We start from the raw sequence: 15,084 nt of genomic DNA, 5'->3' as shown, positions 1-15,084 counted from the left end.
TCGTCGTCGCGGGAGGCGAGGCCAGCGTTGTCGACCTGGAGAATCGCTCTGTTCGCGACAGTTTGGTGGGGACATCGAGGAGGTTATTTCCCTTCCCTCGCTTGGGTCCGTCATATTTCGCGGATTCACCGACTTCACGGCTGTCAGAGCAGACAATTCCGGATGGCGCAGCCCGCGAATTTCATGGGACGGTTTTCGCAATATCGACGTGCGCCACACGGAGCTTTTTGGTGAAGCGTACACGCCGGTCAGCGACGCCTGGGCGCCGTTCAGACTCGACCTTTTGACAGGACACTGCACTGACGGGATTTATGAGAAAGAAATGGCCAGGGCGGTCCGTGTTTCGGGAGGCAAGGAATCCAAGACTGATCCATCAAGCTAGTCTTGAATTGGCGAATTGATAGCATCCGTGCGTGTAAGCAAGCGTCGCCCGGGTAAGCGCAGCGACATCCGGCGTTCAAGTCTGCCCAATCCGATGATGCTGATCGAGATCGAGCGTGTCACGGCGCTGAAAGCCGCAGGACAGCGGGCACGTCGCTAATCTGGATTAGCCGCTCTTTCCTTCAAACAACTGCAAGGCGTGTAAGTCCGCTCACCGATTACCTTGACTTGCAGGCACCGCTCGCGCAAATACCGGCCGTAGAGCCGCACTCCCCGTGCGGTTTCTCGGGGACGAGGGGCGTTTGTGAAATTTCTCAATGTTGCGTCGGCTTTATCCGCGCGTTTGCTTGCTGTCGGCCTGGCGCTCCATTTCCTCACCGCCTGTTCGTCAATTCACAATCAAACAGTTGCGGCAGGCGGACTTTTTGTCCCGGTCCCGCCCAAGGCCGGCTACGCAACGGTGTATATTGGGCGCCCGTACACCTTCCACACGAGCGTATTCGCGCTTCCCATTCAAGTCGACGACAAGCCGCTGATGTCGCTCCCGCCCGGGCAGTATACGGCTGTCGAGCTGGCGCCCGGTCCGCACAGCGTCGGCTCGCCCAATGAGGCATGGACCCGGGCGATATCGGGGGTACCTCATCCCGCGAAGTTCGCGGTCGAGGCCGGCAAGGTTTACTATCTGCTGCCGAAGGGCTGGGCCGAAGACGCCGGTTACTCGTATACGATGGTGGGCTCCGTCGTCGTACCGCAGAAAACTGCCGTTGGGCACAGCACCTTCTCCGTTCAGGCCGCCGCCGCGAGCGCTGCGCCGCCGTCGGAATTCGACAGACTGAACTACACGAAGGCACCTTAGTGTAGGACGGATGAGCGACTTGTCCGCCGTAGCTCTAAGGAGCGTAGGCGGAAGCGATATCCGAGTTCAAATCACCCCCGCGTATCACTACGTTCATGCGGGCTACGGCCGTGAGCTTCCCCCCTCCTCCGATCAAGGAAGGACAATGCCGGCCAATAGACACAGTGAAGGCGCACTACGACGCGCTGGTGCGACGTGGCCTCAGCGCTGCGCTCAATGTTATCGCCGATGCGGCGATCTGGAATTTCCGACCCGCTGGCGATCTCGTTTGCGGGTCGGTGCAGCAAGCGTGGTCCGGAGAAGTCAGCGAACAATATCGGTGATGGAGCGCGCAATACTTTGTGCTTCCAGTTCGGAAGGCTGGCTGCCAGATATCCGGATCGCCTTGGTTTCCCTAAACTGGTCCGGCACATCGGTCTCCGATCGCAAGATCGGGATAATCGGCGTGCCGGTCTGCTGCGCCAGCCCCAGTTCGTAGCCTGTAAAACTGTGACTCAGCGGGGCAAATTCCTCCTTGGGAAGCAGAAACACGGCCGCATCGCTCAGCCTGATTTTTTCTGAGGCCCAGTCCCTGAGATTTTGACCAATTGGGATATCAACATCAACAAATACATCGATGTTGTGCTTGCGCTTGAGCTCCTCCACCAACGCGCCCGCCAGTCGAGCATCCGAGCTCGTATAGGACAGGAATACCTTGGGCTGACGAGAGCCGACTGCCACAGCCGCCGACGAACCACCTTCTACCTCACCGGCAGAAGATCGGCCCTTTCTCGGCGCCTTCTGCTTGAACCTAAGCCAGTGACGAAGAGTAACTTTCTCCCCATTCTTCAAGCGAACTTCTGCCTGAATCTCGAATTCACCCCATCCGCTGCTCTTCAAGCGGAAGGAGGTCGATCGATTGTCCACTCGCACCTCAGACGGCGAGAAGCTGGGATGAAGTTTCCAGACAACCTCTTCGACTCTGTCGAGTTCTTCCGCGGATGCATCAAGCCAGACGGACCAACGCCAATGCGTCATATTCGTCTGTCTCGCGTCCTGTGCAATCTGTATGGTCATTGCACGCTCGCAAGTTCAACGTGAACCCATTGCGGAGATTCCAAGGAAGTCCATTTTGGATTATTCCCTTCCAGGAGTTTGACCTCGATGGATTGGTCAGTCTTGACTCCTTGGACAATCAGAAAAACGCCGCCAGGCTTGCGTGCCGGCCTCGCTTTCGTCCACTCGCTCGGCACTCCTCCATTAGGTGGGACCAATCTATATTCACATCGCGCGTTTTCGCTGGATGCGAAGGTCGCGGCCTCCTGGGGCAGAAGCCGAATCTCAAGCGAGCGCCCGGCTTCTGCTCGCCAATAGCCGAGCGTCTCGGAAAGGCGAATAAATGCTTCGGGCGCGGCCGGCCGATTGAGATTGATACGTTCATGCTGCGCAAACGCGCCATTCGTCTGAACGCCATCCTCAACAATGGCGATGGCCAGTTGATTTCTTGCCCGCGCCGACGCGTACTCGTCAGACACCCACTGCGTCGGCAACCAAGTGTCCTGCCCTTGAATCTGCAACTCCCGTGTGAAGACCGCAACAAGGGCATCGCATTGTCGAATGCGTGCTTGGACTTCCTGCGACAAGCCCTGGCCGCCAAGGATCTCACCCGTCACGGGCACCAACCCATGGCTACGAATGACTCGGTCAATATCTCTGACCAGTCGATCGTTTTCAGGCCGAAATGAAAAAGCGAGAAAGATCCTGTTCACGTCAAATCTCGAACACGTTTGACGAAGGAAAATAATACAATATTTCTACCTAAGAGCGATCTTATGATGTTTTGGTTTTCCCGAGTGGTCAAGCCCCTTTCCGCCATTTGGGTACTTTTCATTGCCCTTTCCTGCTTTCACCGAGAACCCTAGGGTGGGCAAAGCGACAGCGAGCGTTGAGCGTAGCAACATCCGAGTACGTGTCGCCCCGCTACGGCCGTGAGCTTCCCCACCTCCTCCGAACAAGGACAATGCCGGCCATCGACACAGTGAAGGCGCACTACGACGCGCTGGTGCGGCGCGATCTGAATGCTGCGCTTGACGTCATCGGCGATGACGCGATTTGGGAGTTCACCGGCCCGCCAGAAATCCCGTTCGCGGGACGATGGATCGGCCGCGGCGGCGCCCGGGAGTTCTTCGAGCGGATACGCTCTACGGTCGAGGTGAAGGAGTTCAAGGTGGCGCGCATGATCGCCGACAGCGATACGGTCGCCGTGTTCGGCAATGAGCACTTCCTGGTGAAGCGCAGGAATGGGCGGTCGACTGGGTGCAGGTGCACGAGGTGCGAGCCGGCCGGATCGTCAGGTTTCGGGAATACACCGACACTGCCGCGATCGCGGAGGCCTATGCCTGAGAGCGCCGAGCGTAGGGCGGGCAAAGCGACAGCGTGCCCACCATCATGAGCGCGACGTGAGTTGGTGGGCACTGCGCTTCGCGCCGTTGCCCGCCCTACAGTCTGCGCCGCGCTGATACGTCCATCTGCCCGCTGTTGAGCATATACCTCCGGGTGTGACAAATCGTCGTCAAAATCTTTACGTGCCGATTAACCTTTCATTAACCAAACGCGCCCACCCTCCGTCTACGGCTTGGGGGCCGTTGATTCCTGATGCTTCAGCTCCGCGTTTCGGAGCTAGCGTTGATCGGGAGGTGTTGATGCCCCGGGACTACCTTGGCGACCTGTACCTTGGCGCGGACTGTGTTCTCGTGCCAGAGATTCCGCTGTCGGATTCTCAAGGCCTTTCACCCCACCAGATCGTGCCGATGCTGATCGGCTCCACGGTCGAGGCAATCGAGCGCGAGCTCGTGCTGCAGACGCTGGCGCGCTGCCACGGCAATCGCACCCACGCAGCCCGCGTGCTCGGACTTTCGGTGCGCACGATGCGGAACAAGATCCGGCAGTATGCGACTGACGGCGTCGACATTCCCGCGCACAGCTAGGTCGGGCAGAGCGTAGGCTGGGCAAAGCGGACTTGTCTCGCCGTCGCTCGAAGAGCGAAGGCGGAAGCGTGCCCACCATCACGAGCACAGCGTGAGTCGGTGGGCACGGCGCTAACGCGCCTTTGCCCACCCTGCGCTCTGCGGACTGATTTGCCTCGCGCGCAAGGGCAATCTCGCTCAAGTGCCTGCGACAAAGCAACACGACGGGCGCCTGTACCTGTATGCTCGTGTGCGCGTTCCTTGTGCGCAATTGCACACGAGACCGCGGGTGCAGCGTGCACCCGGTCTTCCCCTGCGCCCCCTGATTTCGAGGAGGGCAAACGAAGATGCAAACCTCGGGCGATCAGCGCCGCGAGAAGGCGAAACTGTATCCACCGTCATTGCCTGCGACAAACGCGAAGCGTTTGCGCAAGGGAGCGAAGCGACGAAGCAATCCATGTCTCCGCCTGCCGTGCCATGGATTGCTTCGCTGCGCTCGCAATGACGTGGAGGGAACGGTGCTGGCTCCGTAACCCGGACAACCCGGCCACGGCGGGGGATGCCAATGAACACCCCGGCCGGAGACCGCCCGCCCTGCAAAAGCCTTGGGCAAAGGAGAACAATCGGGCATCACAATGACTCTATTAAAAATGCAAACGGCCTGATGGCGCCGATTTTTTTACCCGTTCTGGTTGAATGCGGATGACTTAATTTCGACGTACGAAAAGCCAAGACAATGACTAATATCGCGGTGTTGCCGACGAGATAAAAAACATGGCAGGGGAACGTGGGTGAACTTCTGGGGTCAATAGCATTCTCCTTGATCGTCATCGCCGTGATCGCCGGCGCGTGGGCCTGGATTTCGACGCTGTTCAGGAAGGGGGCCATGGCGCTGCTCGGCTTCGACCGGGTCTGTGTGCAACAGTTTGAAACCGTCCTGCTCTACCGGAACGGCCGTTTTGAAAAGGCGCTGCCGCCCGGCCGGCACCGGATCCGCGCCGGCAGCCGCCAACTGGCGCGGATCGACCGACGCCCCGAGGTGTTTCGATTTGCGCAAGGCGCCGTTTCCGCGGACCGGATTGCAATCAACCTCGTCTATGTCGTCCGGGCGCAAATCGTCGATCCCAGAGTAGCTTTCGAAAGCACGCAAAACTACCGGGACGAGGTATCGATCCGGCTGCAATCGGTGGTGAAGGCGGTGTGCAGCCGAAAACCCCACCTCGAAATTCAATTGGACCACCAGAGCTTCAGCAACAGCGCGCAGAAGGCCGCCAGCCAGGTGCTCCGCGCCATCGGCTGCGAATGCCTGACATTCGAACTGCTGCAGGTCGATTCCGCAGGCCCCATCGCGGAATTGGACCACAGGCGAATGGGATTTGCAGCGGAATAGCCTGTGGCGCGCCGGCAGGCGTGGCGATGAAAAAAAGCATTCGCGGCAATGTGATCGCGCCCCGCCTCATCGATCCCCGATCGACCGCGGCGCCGGCCGGGGGCGGCTCGATCATGCGCCGACAGCGCCGTTCGACCACCAGGGCGCGGGCATGGAGGCGGCCCGCGCTGTGCGGTTCGTGGTTTCGAGTGAATCCTGCTACGCTATGCGCATACGCCGTTTCCCGGCGCCGGCCGCACGGCTAGGATCGGGCGCAGCTCGTCTGCGCAAGCCGAATGGCTTCCGGGATTGTGAGAATTGCCCGCAATGCCCAACTGTTCCCTATTATCATCCACCCGGACATATCAGACATGAGCCAGACCAGACTGTTCGAGCCCTTCAAGCTTGGCCCGATCACGCTGCCGAACCGCCTCGCAATGGCGCCGCTGACCCGCAACCGCGCGGTGCCGCCCGGCATGGTGCCGAGCCCGCTGGCGATCGACTATTACGGGCAGCGCGCCTCCGCAGGCCTCCTGATCACCGAAGCCAGCCAGGTTTCGCAGCAGGGCCAGGGCTATCAGGATACGCCCGGTATCTACTCGAAGGAGCAGGTCGCAGGTTGGCGCAAGGTCACCGACCGCGTGCACGAAAAGGGCGGGCGCATCTTCATCCAAGTCTGGCATGTCGGCCGCATCTCGCACACGACGCTGCAGCCCGGCGGCGGCAAGCCGGTGGCGCCGTCGGCGATCCGCGCCAAGGGCAAGACGTTTGTGAACGGCACCTTCACCGACATCTCCGAGCCGCGCGCGCTGGAGCTGTCGGAAATTCCAGGGATCATCGAGGATTTCAAGCGCGGCACCGAGAATGCATTGGCGGCGGGATTCGATGGCATCGAAATCCATGGGGCCAACGGCTATCTGCTGGATCAGTTCGCGAAAGACGGCACCAACAAGCGCACCGATGCCTATGGCGGATCGATCGAGAACCGCGCGAAGCTGATGCTGGAAGTTTCCAAGATGGTGGCGGCCGTCGCCGGCCCCGAGCGCACCGGCATCCGCATCTCGCCGGTGACGCCCTCCAACGACGTCTCCGATAGCAATCCGCAGCCGCTGTTCGATTATATCGTGGACGGCCTCAACGCCCTGAAGCTGACCTATATCCACGTCATCGAAGGCGCCACCGGCGGCCCGCGCGATATCGCGCCGTTCGACTATGCAAGCTTGCGCAAGCGCTTTGCCGGCGCCTATATCGCCAACAACGGCTACGATTTCGATCTCGCGACCAAGGTGCTCGAAGCCAACGCGGCCGACCTGATCGCGTTCGGAAAACCGTTCATCTCGAACCCGGACCTGGTCGAGCGCCTGAAGAAGGGCGCGCCGCTGAACCCGTTCGACAAGGCGACGTTCTACGGCGGCGGCGCCAAGGGGTATACGGACTACCCGACGCTCGGGGCTGCGCAGGCGGCGGAGTGATCTCCTCCCTCTCCCCGCAGGCGGGGCGAGGTAAGAAAGAAAAAAGGCCGGGATCGCTCCCGGCCTTTCGCCTGTTTGCATCACTCGTAACGTGCGAAGCTTACTTCGCCTCGGCCCGCTTCGGAGGCGTTGCCGGCCATGACTTCACCAGCGTGTCGTAGTCGACGGTTTCGCCCTTCGGCTTTTCGTTCGCCAGCTTGCGCTGGGGAGCGATGTTGCCGTCCTTTTCGGACTTGGCGAACCAGAACTCGGCCGTCTCCTTCTTGTTCAGCTTCGGCCCGCACTCCTTCTGCACTCCGGATTTCTCCAGACGTTCGAGCACCGAGTCCTGGGCTGCGGCCAGCGCATCCATCGCCGCCTGCGGGGTCTTCGCACCGGACGACGCATCGCCGATGTTCTGCCACCACAATTGCGCGAGCTTCGGATAGTCAGGCACGTTGTTGCCGGTCGGGGTCCACTGCACGCGCGCGGGCGAACGGTAGAACTCGATCAGGCCGCCGAGCTTCGGCGCACGTTCAGTAAAGGACTTGTCCCAGATGTCGGATTCACGAACAAAGGTGAGACCGACATGGCTCTTCTTCAAGCTGACAGTCTTGGAGTTGATGAACTGCAGATAGAGCCAGGCCGCCTTGCGGCGATCGGGCGGGGTCGACTTCAGGAGCGTCGAGGAGCCGGCGTCCTGGTAGCCGAGCTTCATGCCCTCTTTCCAGTACGAGCCGTGCGGCGACGGCGCCATGCGCCACTTCGGCGTGCCGTCCGCATTCACGACCGGGATACCGGGCTTCACCATGTCGGCGGTGAAGGCGGTGTACCAGAAGATCTGCTGCGCGATCGCACCTTGTGCCGGCACCGGTCCCGACTCGGAGAAGGTCATGCCCAGCGCCTGCGGCGGGGCATACTTCTTCATCCAGTCGAGATATTTGACGATCGAATAGACCGCCGCCGGGCCGTTGGTGTCGCCGCCGCGCTCGACGGACGAACCGACGGGACGGCAGCCTTCCATGCGGATGCCCCATTCGTCGACTGGCTTGCCGTTCGGGATGCCCTTGTCGCCGTTGCCGGCCATCGACAGCCAGGCGTCGGTGAAACGCCAGCCGAGCGAGGGATCCTTCTTGCCGTAGTCCATGTGGCCATAGACCTTGACGCCGTTGATCTCCTTGATGTCGTTGGTGAAGAATTCGGCGATATCTTCATAGGCCGACCAGTTCACGGGAACGCCGAGCTCGTAACCGTACTTGGCCTTGAACTTGGCTTTGTAGTCCGGATTGGAGAACCAGTCGTAGCGGAACCAATAGAGGTTCGCGAACTGCTGGTCGGGAAGCTGATAGAGCTTGCCGTCCGGACCCGTGGTGAAGGACTTGCCGATGAAGTCGTTGACGTCGAGCTGCGGGTTGGTGACGTCCTTGCCTTCGCCGGTCATGTAATCCGACAGGATCACGGTCTGGCCGTAGCGGAAGTGCGTTCCGATCAGGTCGGAGTCATTGATCCAGCCGTCATAGACGTTCTTGCCGGACTGCATCTGGGTCTGCAGCTTTTCGACCACGTCGCCTTCCTGGATCAGGTCGTGCTTGACCTTGATGCCGGTAATCTCGGTGAAGGCCTTCGCCAGCGTCCGCGATTCGTATTCATGCGTCGTGATCGTTTCCGAGACGACGTTGATTTCCATGCCCTTGAAGGGTGCGGCGGCCTTTTCGAACCACTGCAGCTCCTTCAACTGGTCGGCCTTCGACAGCGTCGAGGGCTGGAATTCGCTGTCGATCCACCTTTGATTGACGGCGTCGTCCGCACGAGCGGGTGCGGCGATGGTGACGGAAGCCGCGATCAGCGCAGCCGCGCTGGTCATCGTCAGAAAGCTCTCCTTGGTCAAGGGACCGTTTCTTCCTCTCAAGCGTCGCATGTTGGATCCTCCGGTTGCAGCGACAAACACAAACTCAGGCCCGGGTTGATCCCGGATCTGTCTTTTTCCGCTGTTCAGACGGTGCGAAAAATCGCAACGGCCGAGACGAGCGAAATCACGGTTGCGAGCCACAGGCTCGATATTTCAACACCCTCTCCGATCGGAAGCGTCAGAAGCGGATCGATGCCGACAAAGGCAATCCACAGCAAATGGATGACGGCGGCGAGTACCAGCGAAATGAACAGGCGGTCGCCGCGCGTGGTCGGAATGCGCAGCACGCCGACGCGTTCGGCTTCGGGATAGGCGACCGCTAACCAGGTCATCACCCCGAGCGTCAGCGCCAGCATCACGAAGAAGATCGCGGTTGGCAGTGTCCAGGCCATCCATGCGATGTGTTCCATGGCTACACCCGTCCCAGCGCGAAACCGCGCGCGATGTAGTTGCGGACGAACCAGATCACCAGGGCGCCGGGGATGATGGTGAGCACGCCGGCCGCAGCCAGCAGGCCCCAATCCATGCCGGCGGCCGAGACCGTGCGGGTCATGATCGCCGATATCGGCTTGGCGTTCACCGAGGTCAACGTGCGTGCCAGCAGCAGTTCGACCCAGGAGAACATGAAGCAGAAGAACGCGGCGACGCCGATGCCGCTTGCGATCAGCGGCACCAGGATCTTGACGAAGAAGCGCGGGAACGAATAGCCGTCGAGGAACGCGGTCTCGTCGATCTCGCGCGGCACGCCCGAGACGAAACCTTCGAGAATCCAGACTGCCAGCGGCACATTAAAGATGCAATGCGCGAGCGCGACCGCCCATGGCGTATCGAACAGGTTGATCGCCGAATAGAGATTGAAGAACGGCAGCGCAAAGACCGCCGCCGGCGCCATGCGGTTCGACAGCAGCCAGAAGAACAGGTGCTTGTCGCCGAGGAAGCGGTAGCGCGAGAAGCCGTAGGCCGCCGGCAACGCTACCGCGATCGATATCACGGTGTTGATCAGCACATAGGTCAGCGAGTTGATGTAGCCGGAATACCAGCTCTCGTCGGTGAAGATGCGCTTGTAGTTCTCCAGCGTAGGCTGGTGCGGCCACAGCGTCATGGTAGTGACGATCTCGGTATTGGTCTTGAAGCTCATGTTGACGAGCCAGTAGATCGGCAACAGCAGGAAGATCAGGAACAGCGAGATGATGAGGCGCCGGCCGGGAATCGAATGCATCACGCGCCCTCCTTCTTGGCGGGGCGCTCAGTCCCGGCGTTGGTCATGACGGTGTAGAAGATCCAGCACACGATCAGGATGATCAGATTGTAGACCAGCGAAAGTGCTGCGGCCTTGCCGAGGTCGAACTGCCCGAGCGCGATCTTGACCAGCTCGATCGAAACGAAGGTGGTCGAGTTGCCCGGCCCGCCACCGGTCACCACGAACGGCTCGGTGTAGATCATGAAGCTGTCCATGAACCGCAGCAGCACGGCGATCAAGAGCACGCGGTTCATCTTCGGCAGTTGTATCGCCTTGAAGACCGCCCAGCGCGAGGCGCCGTCGATCTGCGCCGCCTGGTAATAGGCATCGGGGATCGACTTCAGCCCGGCGTAGCACAACAGCGCCACGAGGCTGGTCCAGTGCCACACGTCCATCACGATGACGGTGGCCCAGGCATCGAACTCGTTGGAGACGTAATTATAGTCGATGCCGAGGCTGTTGAGCGTATAGCCGAGCAGGCCGATATCGGGCCGGCCGAAAATCTGCCAGATCGTCCCGACCACGTTCCACGGAATCAGCAGCGGCAGCGCCAGGATCACGAGGCATACGGCGACGGTCCAGCCCTGGCGCGGCATCGACAGCGCTACCACGATCCCGAGCGGCACCTCGATTGCAAGAATGATGGCCGAGAACAACAGATTGCGGCCGAGCGAGGCCAGGAAGCGCCCGCCGAGATCGGTCGAGGGATCGAGCAGCTCCTTGAACCAGCCGACGCCGTTCCAGAAGAACTGGTTGTTGCCGAACGTGTCCTGCATCGAATAGTTCACGACCGTCATCAGCGGCAAGACCGCGGAGAACGCGACCACCAGGAATACCGGCAGCACCAGGAACCAGGCCTTCTGGTTGATGGTCTTGTCCATCAGGCAACCCCCTCGACCAGACGGCTGTCGGCATAGACGTGAACATGAGCGGGATCGAACACGAGCCCGACCGAGTTGTCGGACACCGAGAATCCCGGCGGCACGCGCGCGGCGAATTTGGCATCGCCGATCCGCACGCGGGCAAAACGCGCCCTGCCGAGGTCATCGATGCGCTCGATATTGGTCAACAGCAGGCCCGATGCGGGAGCGGCGATATTGACGAATTCCGGCCGCACGCCGATCTCGATCTTCGCACCCGCCGGCAGTACGCCGTAATTGCGATGCAGGCCGATGACATGGCCATCGATGCGCGCCTCATGCCCGCTCACGAGGGCCGGCACGATGTTCATGCCGGGCGAGCCGATGAAATAGCCGACGAAGGTATGGGCCGGCTTGTCGAACAGTTCGGCCGGCGTGCCGCTCTGCACCACGCGGCCGTCATGCATGACGACGACGGTGTCGGCAAAGGTCAGCGCTTCGGTCTGGTCGTGGGTGACGTAGATCATCGTGAGATCGAGTTCGCGGTGCAGCGCCTTCAGTTTCGAGCGCAACTGCCATTTCAGTTCGGGATCGATCACCGTCAGCGGCTCGTCGAATAGAACAGCCGCGACGTCGGAACGGACCAAGCCGCGGCCAAGCGAAATCTTCTGCTTGGCGTCCGCGGTCAGGCGCGTCGCCTTGCGGTCGAGATAGAACGTGAGGTCGAGCAGATCGGCGATCTGCCTCACCCGCGCCTCGACCTCGGCCTTCGGCACGCCGCGGTTCTGCAGCGGGAATGCGAGATTCTGCCCGACCGTCATGGTGTCGTAGATCACCGGAAACTGGAACACCTGCGCGATGTTGCGCTTCTGGGTTGACAGCGGTGTGATATCGGCGCCGTCAAACAGGATTTTGCCGCGCGACGGCGTGACGATGCCGGAAATCAGGTTGAGCAGCGTGGTCTTGCCGCAGCCGGACGGCCCCAGCAGCGCATAGGCGCCGCCCTGCCGCCAGGTCATGGTCACCGGCTTCAGCGCAAAGGATTCGAGGGCAGCGTCATTGCCGCCGTAGGAGTGCGCGAGATCGACGAGGTCAATGCGAGCCATGCTGCATCTCCCTCAATTGCTTTTATTTTTTGACGCGTTTTCTTCACGCGAACCGCTACGCACTTCGCTTGAAAACGCTATTTCCGGCGCGGCGACCAGACGGTCGGCGGCGTCGAACACGAAAACATTGTCGGGATCGAGCACGGCATCGAGCAAATGGCCGGGCTCGTATTCATGCACGCCCGGCAGCACTGCAACCCAGTTGGAGGCACCGCGGTTGAGATGCACAAAACTTTCAGAACCGGTGATCTCGGTCACGGTGACGGTGGCGTGAAACGCGTGGCGGCCGGTGACGCCATTCGCCACTTCGAGCTGATGGGCGCGGAAACCGACGCGATAGGGGCCGTCGGCGAGCGACGCATAGAGCCCGGTGGCCGGCGCCTGGCTGCCGCCGGCATATTGCACAGAACCGTTCTTCTTCTCGATGCCGACAATGTTGAGCGGCGGATCGGAGAACACCTGCGCCACCCGCAGCGTATCGGGCTGGCGATAGACTTTTGACGTGTCGCCGGCCTGCAGAACCTTGCCTTCCCACATGCAAACGGTGTTGCCGCCGAGCAGCAGCGCCTCCGAAGGCTCGGTCGTCGCATAGACGAAGATCGCGCCCGACGCCTCGAAGATGCGCGGCAGTTCGGTGCGCAGTTCCTCGCGCAGTTTGTAATCGAGGTTGGCGAGCGGCTCGTCCAGCAGAACCAGATCGGCGCCCTTGACCAGTGCACGCGCGATCGCGGTGCGCTGCTGCTGGCCGCCGGAAAGCTGCAGCGGCGTGCGCCTCAGATAGGGCTCGAGCCGCAGCAGCTTCGCGGCTTCCTGGACGCGCCGGTCGATCTCCTCGCGCGGCCTGCCCTGCACCCGCAGGGGCGAGGCAATGTTCTCGTAGACCGTCAGCGAGGGATAATTGATGAACTGCTGATAGACCATCGCGACCGAGCGCTGCCGCACGTCGAACCCGGTGACATCCTTGCCCTCGACAAGCACGCGGCCGGTCGTCGGCCGATCGAGGCCGGCAAGCAGCCGCATGATCGAGGTCTTGCCTGACAGCGTCGGTCCGAGCAGCACGCTCAGCGTGCCGCGCTCAAGCGTCAGCGAGACATCGCGAATGGTCGCCATGCCGTCGACGGCTCGCGTGACATGTTCGAGCGTGACGCTCATGTCCGCCCTCCCGCTTCACGCAAGGGACGTTCGCCGGAGGCGCGATGGGCTTTGATCCACTCGTCGAGTGCGGCTATTTCATCCGGCGATAGCCGCAATCCGAGCTTGGACCTTCGCCATACCACGTCATCGGCGGTGCAGGCCCATTCGTTCGACATCAGATACCTGACTTCGCTTTCCGTCAGGGTAGCGCTGAACGACTGGCCGAGGTCGGCAAAAGATTTCGCGCTGCCGAGCAATTTTGTCGCACGCGTGCCATAGGCATGCGCGAGCCGGTTGGCATGCGCATGGCTAAGGAACGGATATTTCCGCGTCAGTTCCGCCGTCAGCGCGGCGACCGCCGAAACATCCATGTCGCCGCCGGGCAGCGGCGACTTGCCGGTCCAGCCTTCTTTCGCTTTGGCGCTGCGCAAATAGGGCGCGAGCCGCTCCAGCGCTTCTTCCGCCAGGCGCCGATAGGTCGTGATCTTGCCGCCATAGATTGACAGCAGCGGCGCACCGCCGGGCGTATCGAGTTCGAACACGTAGTCGCGCGTCGCAGCTTTCGCTTCGCTGGCGCCGTCATCATAGAGCGGCCGCACGCCGGAATAAGTCCAGACCACGTCCGCAGGCAGCACCGGCTTTTTCAGGTACTCACTGGCCGACGCACAGAGGTATTGAATCTCCTCAGGTGAGGCCTTCACCTTGGCCGGATCGCCGTCGTAATCGCGATCGGTGGTGCCGATCAGCGTAAAGTCGTCCTGATAGGGAATGACGAAGATGATGCGGCCGTCGGCGTTCTGGAACATGTAGGCGCGGTCATGCTCATAGAGCTTGCGCACCACGATGTGCGAGCCCTGCACCAGCCGCACTTTTGCGCGCGCATTGACGCCGGAGCCCGCGGACAGCACCTGTTCGACCCACGGCCCTCCGGCGTTGACCAGCGCGCGCGCCTGGATGGTCGTGCGCTCTCCACTGATCGTATTCTCGACGGTGACCTGCCAGATGCCGTCGACCTGCCGGATCTCGACCGCGCGCGAGCGGGTGTGGATTTCGGCGCCTCGATCGGCAGCGTCGCGCGCGGTCAGCACGACGAGGCGCGCGTCATCGACAAAGCAATCGGAATATTCAAAGCCCCTGGTGTAGCGGTTGGCAATCAGAGGCTTGCCCACCTCGTCATGGACGAGATCGACCGAGCGCGTCGGCGGCAGCAGATGTCGGCCGCCGATATGGTCGTACAGAAACAGCCCCAGCCTGAGCAGCCAGGCTGGGCGCAAGCCGGAGTGGTGCGGCAAAACGAAACGCAGCGGACGGATAATGTGGGGCGCAATCTGCCAGAGGATCTCGCGCTCGATCAGCGCCTCGCGGACCAGCCGGAACTCATAATATTCGAGATAGCGCAATCCGCCATGCACCAGCTTGGTCGACCAGGACGACGTCCCGCTCGCCAAGTCATTCATTTCACATAGGAAAACGGAATTGCCCCGGCCCACCGCATCGCGCGCGATGCCGCAGCCGTTGATACCGCCTCCGATGATGGCGAGATCGAATACCCTGTCCAACGAAACGCTTCCCCGGCAATCGCCTCTTCACTTCGGCGATTTTACTTTCGAATGGGAGTTAATCACAAGGAAAAACGAAAGCAAGTCGAAAGCGAAACGAAAGCAGGGCATGGGAATCGGCTTCGATCGGGCCGGATAGAGTCGGGGCTACATCCCTCGAGCCGGCGCCAACGCGCCTCCGCAGGACGAGGTCTCCTGACTATTCGCGGATCAAAGTGTCAGACCCCTCATGGTGAGGAGCTGCCACCGGGTCCGCGCGTAGCGCGGCCCGATG

15 protein-coding genes are annotated in these 15,084 nt (G+C 61.3%); 5 read left to right on the top strand and 10 right to left on the bottom strand.

Annotated elements, in window-relative coordinates:
* Window positions 1-685: 685 nt before the first annotated feature.
* The gene (locus V1294_RS11580; RefSeq protein WP_334477874.1) at window positions 686-1,237 is read left to right on the top strand and encodes a DUF2846 domain-containing protein; all 552 of its coding nucleotides are present in this window, start codon (window positions 686-688) and stop codon (window positions 1,235-1,237) included.
* Window positions 1,238-1,540: 303 nt separating this feature from the next.
* On the opposite strand, the gene V1294_RS11575 is transcribed toward V1294_RS11580, so the two are convergent.
* A complete protein-coding gene (locus V1294_RS11575) occupies window positions 1,541-2,293 on the bottom strand; it encodes a pYEATS domain-containing protein (protein ID WP_334497171.1) in 753 nt (250 codons plus the stop codon).
* Window positions 2,290-2,985 (bottom strand): hypothetical protein, encoded by a 696-nt coding sequence (locus V1294_RS11570; RefSeq protein ID WP_334497169.1) that lies wholly within the window; start codon window positions 2,983-2,985, stop codon window positions 2,290-2,292. The genes V1294_RS11575 and V1294_RS11570 overlap by 4 nt, the downstream gene beginning before the upstream one ends.
* 251 nt (window positions 2,986-3,236) lie before the next feature.
* On the opposite strand from V1294_RS11570, the gene V1294_RS11565 reads away from it, so the two are divergent.
* Both V1294_RS11565 and V1294_RS11560 read left to right on the top strand, forming a co-directional pair.
* Window positions 3,237-3,668: a nuclear transport factor 2 family protein gene (locus V1294_RS11565; protein ID WP_334497167.1), complete on the top strand. Its 432-nt coding sequence runs from the start codon at window positions 3,237-3,239 to the stop codon at window positions 3,666-3,668.
* A 250-nt stretch (window positions 3,669-3,918) separates the two neighbouring features.
* Window positions 3,919-4,203, top strand: a complete 285-nt coding sequence (locus V1294_RS11560) for a helix-turn-helix domain-containing protein (RefSeq protein WP_108515631.1) — start codon at window positions 3,919-3,921, stop codon at window positions 4,201-4,203.
* Between the two features lie 609 nt (window positions 4,204-4,812).
* Here the strand turns inward: V1294_RS11560 and V1294_RS11555 are convergent.
* Window positions 4,813-5,070 (bottom strand): hypothetical protein, encoded by a 258-nt coding sequence (locus tag V1294_RS11555; protein WP_334497165.1) that lies wholly within the window; start codon window positions 5,068-5,070, stop codon window positions 4,813-4,815.
* Here V1294_RS11555 and V1294_RS11550 point away from each other — a divergent pair.
* Complete coding sequence (locus V1294_RS11550; protein WP_334497163.1) at window positions 5,069-5,572, top strand: SPFH domain-containing protein; 504 nt, start codon at window positions 5,069-5,071, stop codon at window positions 5,570-5,572. The two genes, V1294_RS11555 and V1294_RS11550, sit on opposite strands and share 2 nt — an antisense overlap.
* A 350-nt stretch (window positions 5,573-5,922) precedes the next feature.
* A complete protein-coding gene (locus V1294_RS11545) occupies window positions 5,923-7,023 on the top strand; it encodes an alkene reductase (RefSeq protein ID WP_334497161.1) in 1,101 nt (366 codons plus the stop codon).
* 100 nt (window positions 7,024-7,123) lie between these two features.
* Here the strand turns inward: V1294_RS11545 and V1294_RS11540 are convergent, their stop codons facing one another.
* From V1294_RS11540 to glpD, 7 genes are all read right to left on the bottom strand, one after another.
* Complete coding sequence (locus V1294_RS11540; RefSeq protein ID WP_108515638.1) at window positions 7,124-8,920, bottom strand: ABC transporter substrate-binding protein; 1,797 nt, start codon at window positions 8,918-8,920, stop codon at window positions 7,124-7,126.
* A 74-nt stretch (window positions 8,921-8,994) separates the two neighbouring features.
* The gene (locus tag V1294_RS11535) at window positions 8,995-9,321 is read right to left on the bottom strand and encodes a DUF2160 domain-containing protein (RefSeq protein ID WP_334497159.1); all 327 of its coding nucleotides are present in this window, start codon (window positions 9,319-9,321) and stop codon (window positions 8,995-8,997) included.
* Between the two features lie 2 nt (window positions 9,322-9,323).
* Complete coding sequence (locus V1294_RS11530) at window positions 9,324-10,130, bottom strand: carbohydrate ABC transporter permease (RefSeq protein ID WP_334477859.1); 807 nt, start codon at window positions 10,128-10,130, stop codon at window positions 9,324-9,326.
* Entirely contained in the window at window positions 10,130-11,032 is a 903-nt protein-coding gene (locus V1294_RS11525; RefSeq protein ID WP_334477858.1) for a carbohydrate ABC transporter permease, read from the bottom strand. The genes V1294_RS11530 and V1294_RS11525 overlap by 1 nt, the downstream gene beginning before the upstream one ends.
* Complete coding sequence (locus V1294_RS11520) at window positions 11,032-12,117, bottom strand: ABC transporter ATP-binding protein (protein ID WP_334497157.1); 1,086 nt, start codon at window positions 12,115-12,117, stop codon at window positions 11,032-11,034. Before V1294_RS11520 ends, V1294_RS11525 begins: the two co-directional genes overlap by 1 nt.
* 12 nt (window positions 12,118-12,129) lie before the next feature.
* Window positions 12,130-13,269, bottom strand: a complete 1,140-nt coding sequence (locus V1294_RS11515; RefSeq protein ID WP_334497155.1) for an ABC transporter ATP-binding protein — start codon at window positions 13,267-13,269, stop codon at window positions 12,130-12,132.
* Window positions 13,266-14,810, bottom strand: a complete 1,545-nt coding sequence (gene glpD, locus V1294_RS11510) for a glycerol-3-phosphate dehydrogenase (RefSeq protein ID WP_334497153.1) — start codon at window positions 14,808-14,810, stop codon at window positions 13,266-13,268. The genes V1294_RS11515 and glpD overlap by 4 nt, the downstream gene beginning before the upstream one ends.
* Window positions 14,811-15,084 lie beyond the last annotated feature (274 nt).

The organism is Bradyrhizobium sp. AZCC 1678, assembly GCF_036924765.1.
Taxonomy (GTDB): domain Bacteria; phylum Pseudomonadota; class Alphaproteobacteria; order Rhizobiales; family Xanthobacteraceae; genus Bradyrhizobium; species Bradyrhizobium algeriense.
Note: the sequence above shows the minus strand (reverse complement) of the source record. Positions and strands in the feature narration are given on the sequence as shown.

Excerpts from the sequence above, each read along its gene's own strand:
- V1294_RS11540 (WP_108515638.1), bottom strand. The coding sequence starts at position 8,920 with ATGCGACGCTTGAGAGGAAGAAACGGTCCCTTGACCAAGGAGAGCTTT.
- V1294_RS11565 (WP_334497167.1), top strand. The coding sequence starts at position 3,237 with ATGCCGGCCATCGACACAGTGAAGGCGCACTACGACGCGCTGGTGCGG.
- V1294_RS11530 (WP_334477859.1), bottom strand. The coding sequence starts at position 10,130 with ATGCATTCGATTCCCGGCCGGCGCCTCATCATCTCGCTGTTCCTGATC.
- V1294_RS11515 (WP_334497155.1), bottom strand. The coding sequence starts at position 13,269 with ATGAGCGTCACGCTCGAACATGTCACGCGAGCCGTCGACGGCATGGCG.
- V1294_RS11550 (WP_334497163.1), top strand. The coding sequence starts at position 5,069 with ATGGCGCTGCTCGGCTTCGACCGGGTCTGTGTGCAACAGTTTGAAACC.
- V1294_RS11545 (WP_334497161.1), top strand. The coding sequence starts at position 5,923 with ATGAGCCAGACCAGACTGTTCGAGCCCTTCAAGCTTGGCCCGATCACG.
- V1294_RS11555 (WP_334497165.1), bottom strand. The coding sequence starts at position 5,070 with ATGGCCCCCTTCCTGAACAGCGTCGAAATCCAGGCCCACGCGCCGGCG.
- V1294_RS11535 (WP_334497159.1), bottom strand. The coding sequence starts at position 9,321 with ATGGAACACATCGCATGGATGGCCTGGACACTGCCAACCGCGATCTTC.
- V1294_RS11525 (WP_334477858.1), bottom strand. The coding sequence starts at position 11,032 with ATGGACAAGACCATCAACCAGAAGGCCTGGTTCCTGGTGCTGCCGGTA.
- V1294_RS11520 (WP_334497157.1), bottom strand. The coding sequence starts at position 12,117 with ATGGCTCGCATTGACCTCGTCGATCTCGCGCACTCCTACGGCGGCAAT.
- V1294_RS11575 (WP_334497171.1), bottom strand. The coding sequence starts at position 2,293 with ATGACCATACAGATTGCACAGGACGCGAGACAGACGAATATGACGCAT.
- V1294_RS11560 (WP_108515631.1), top strand. The coding sequence starts at position 3,919 with ATGCCCCGGGACTACCTTGGCGACCTGTACCTTGGCGCGGACTGTGTT.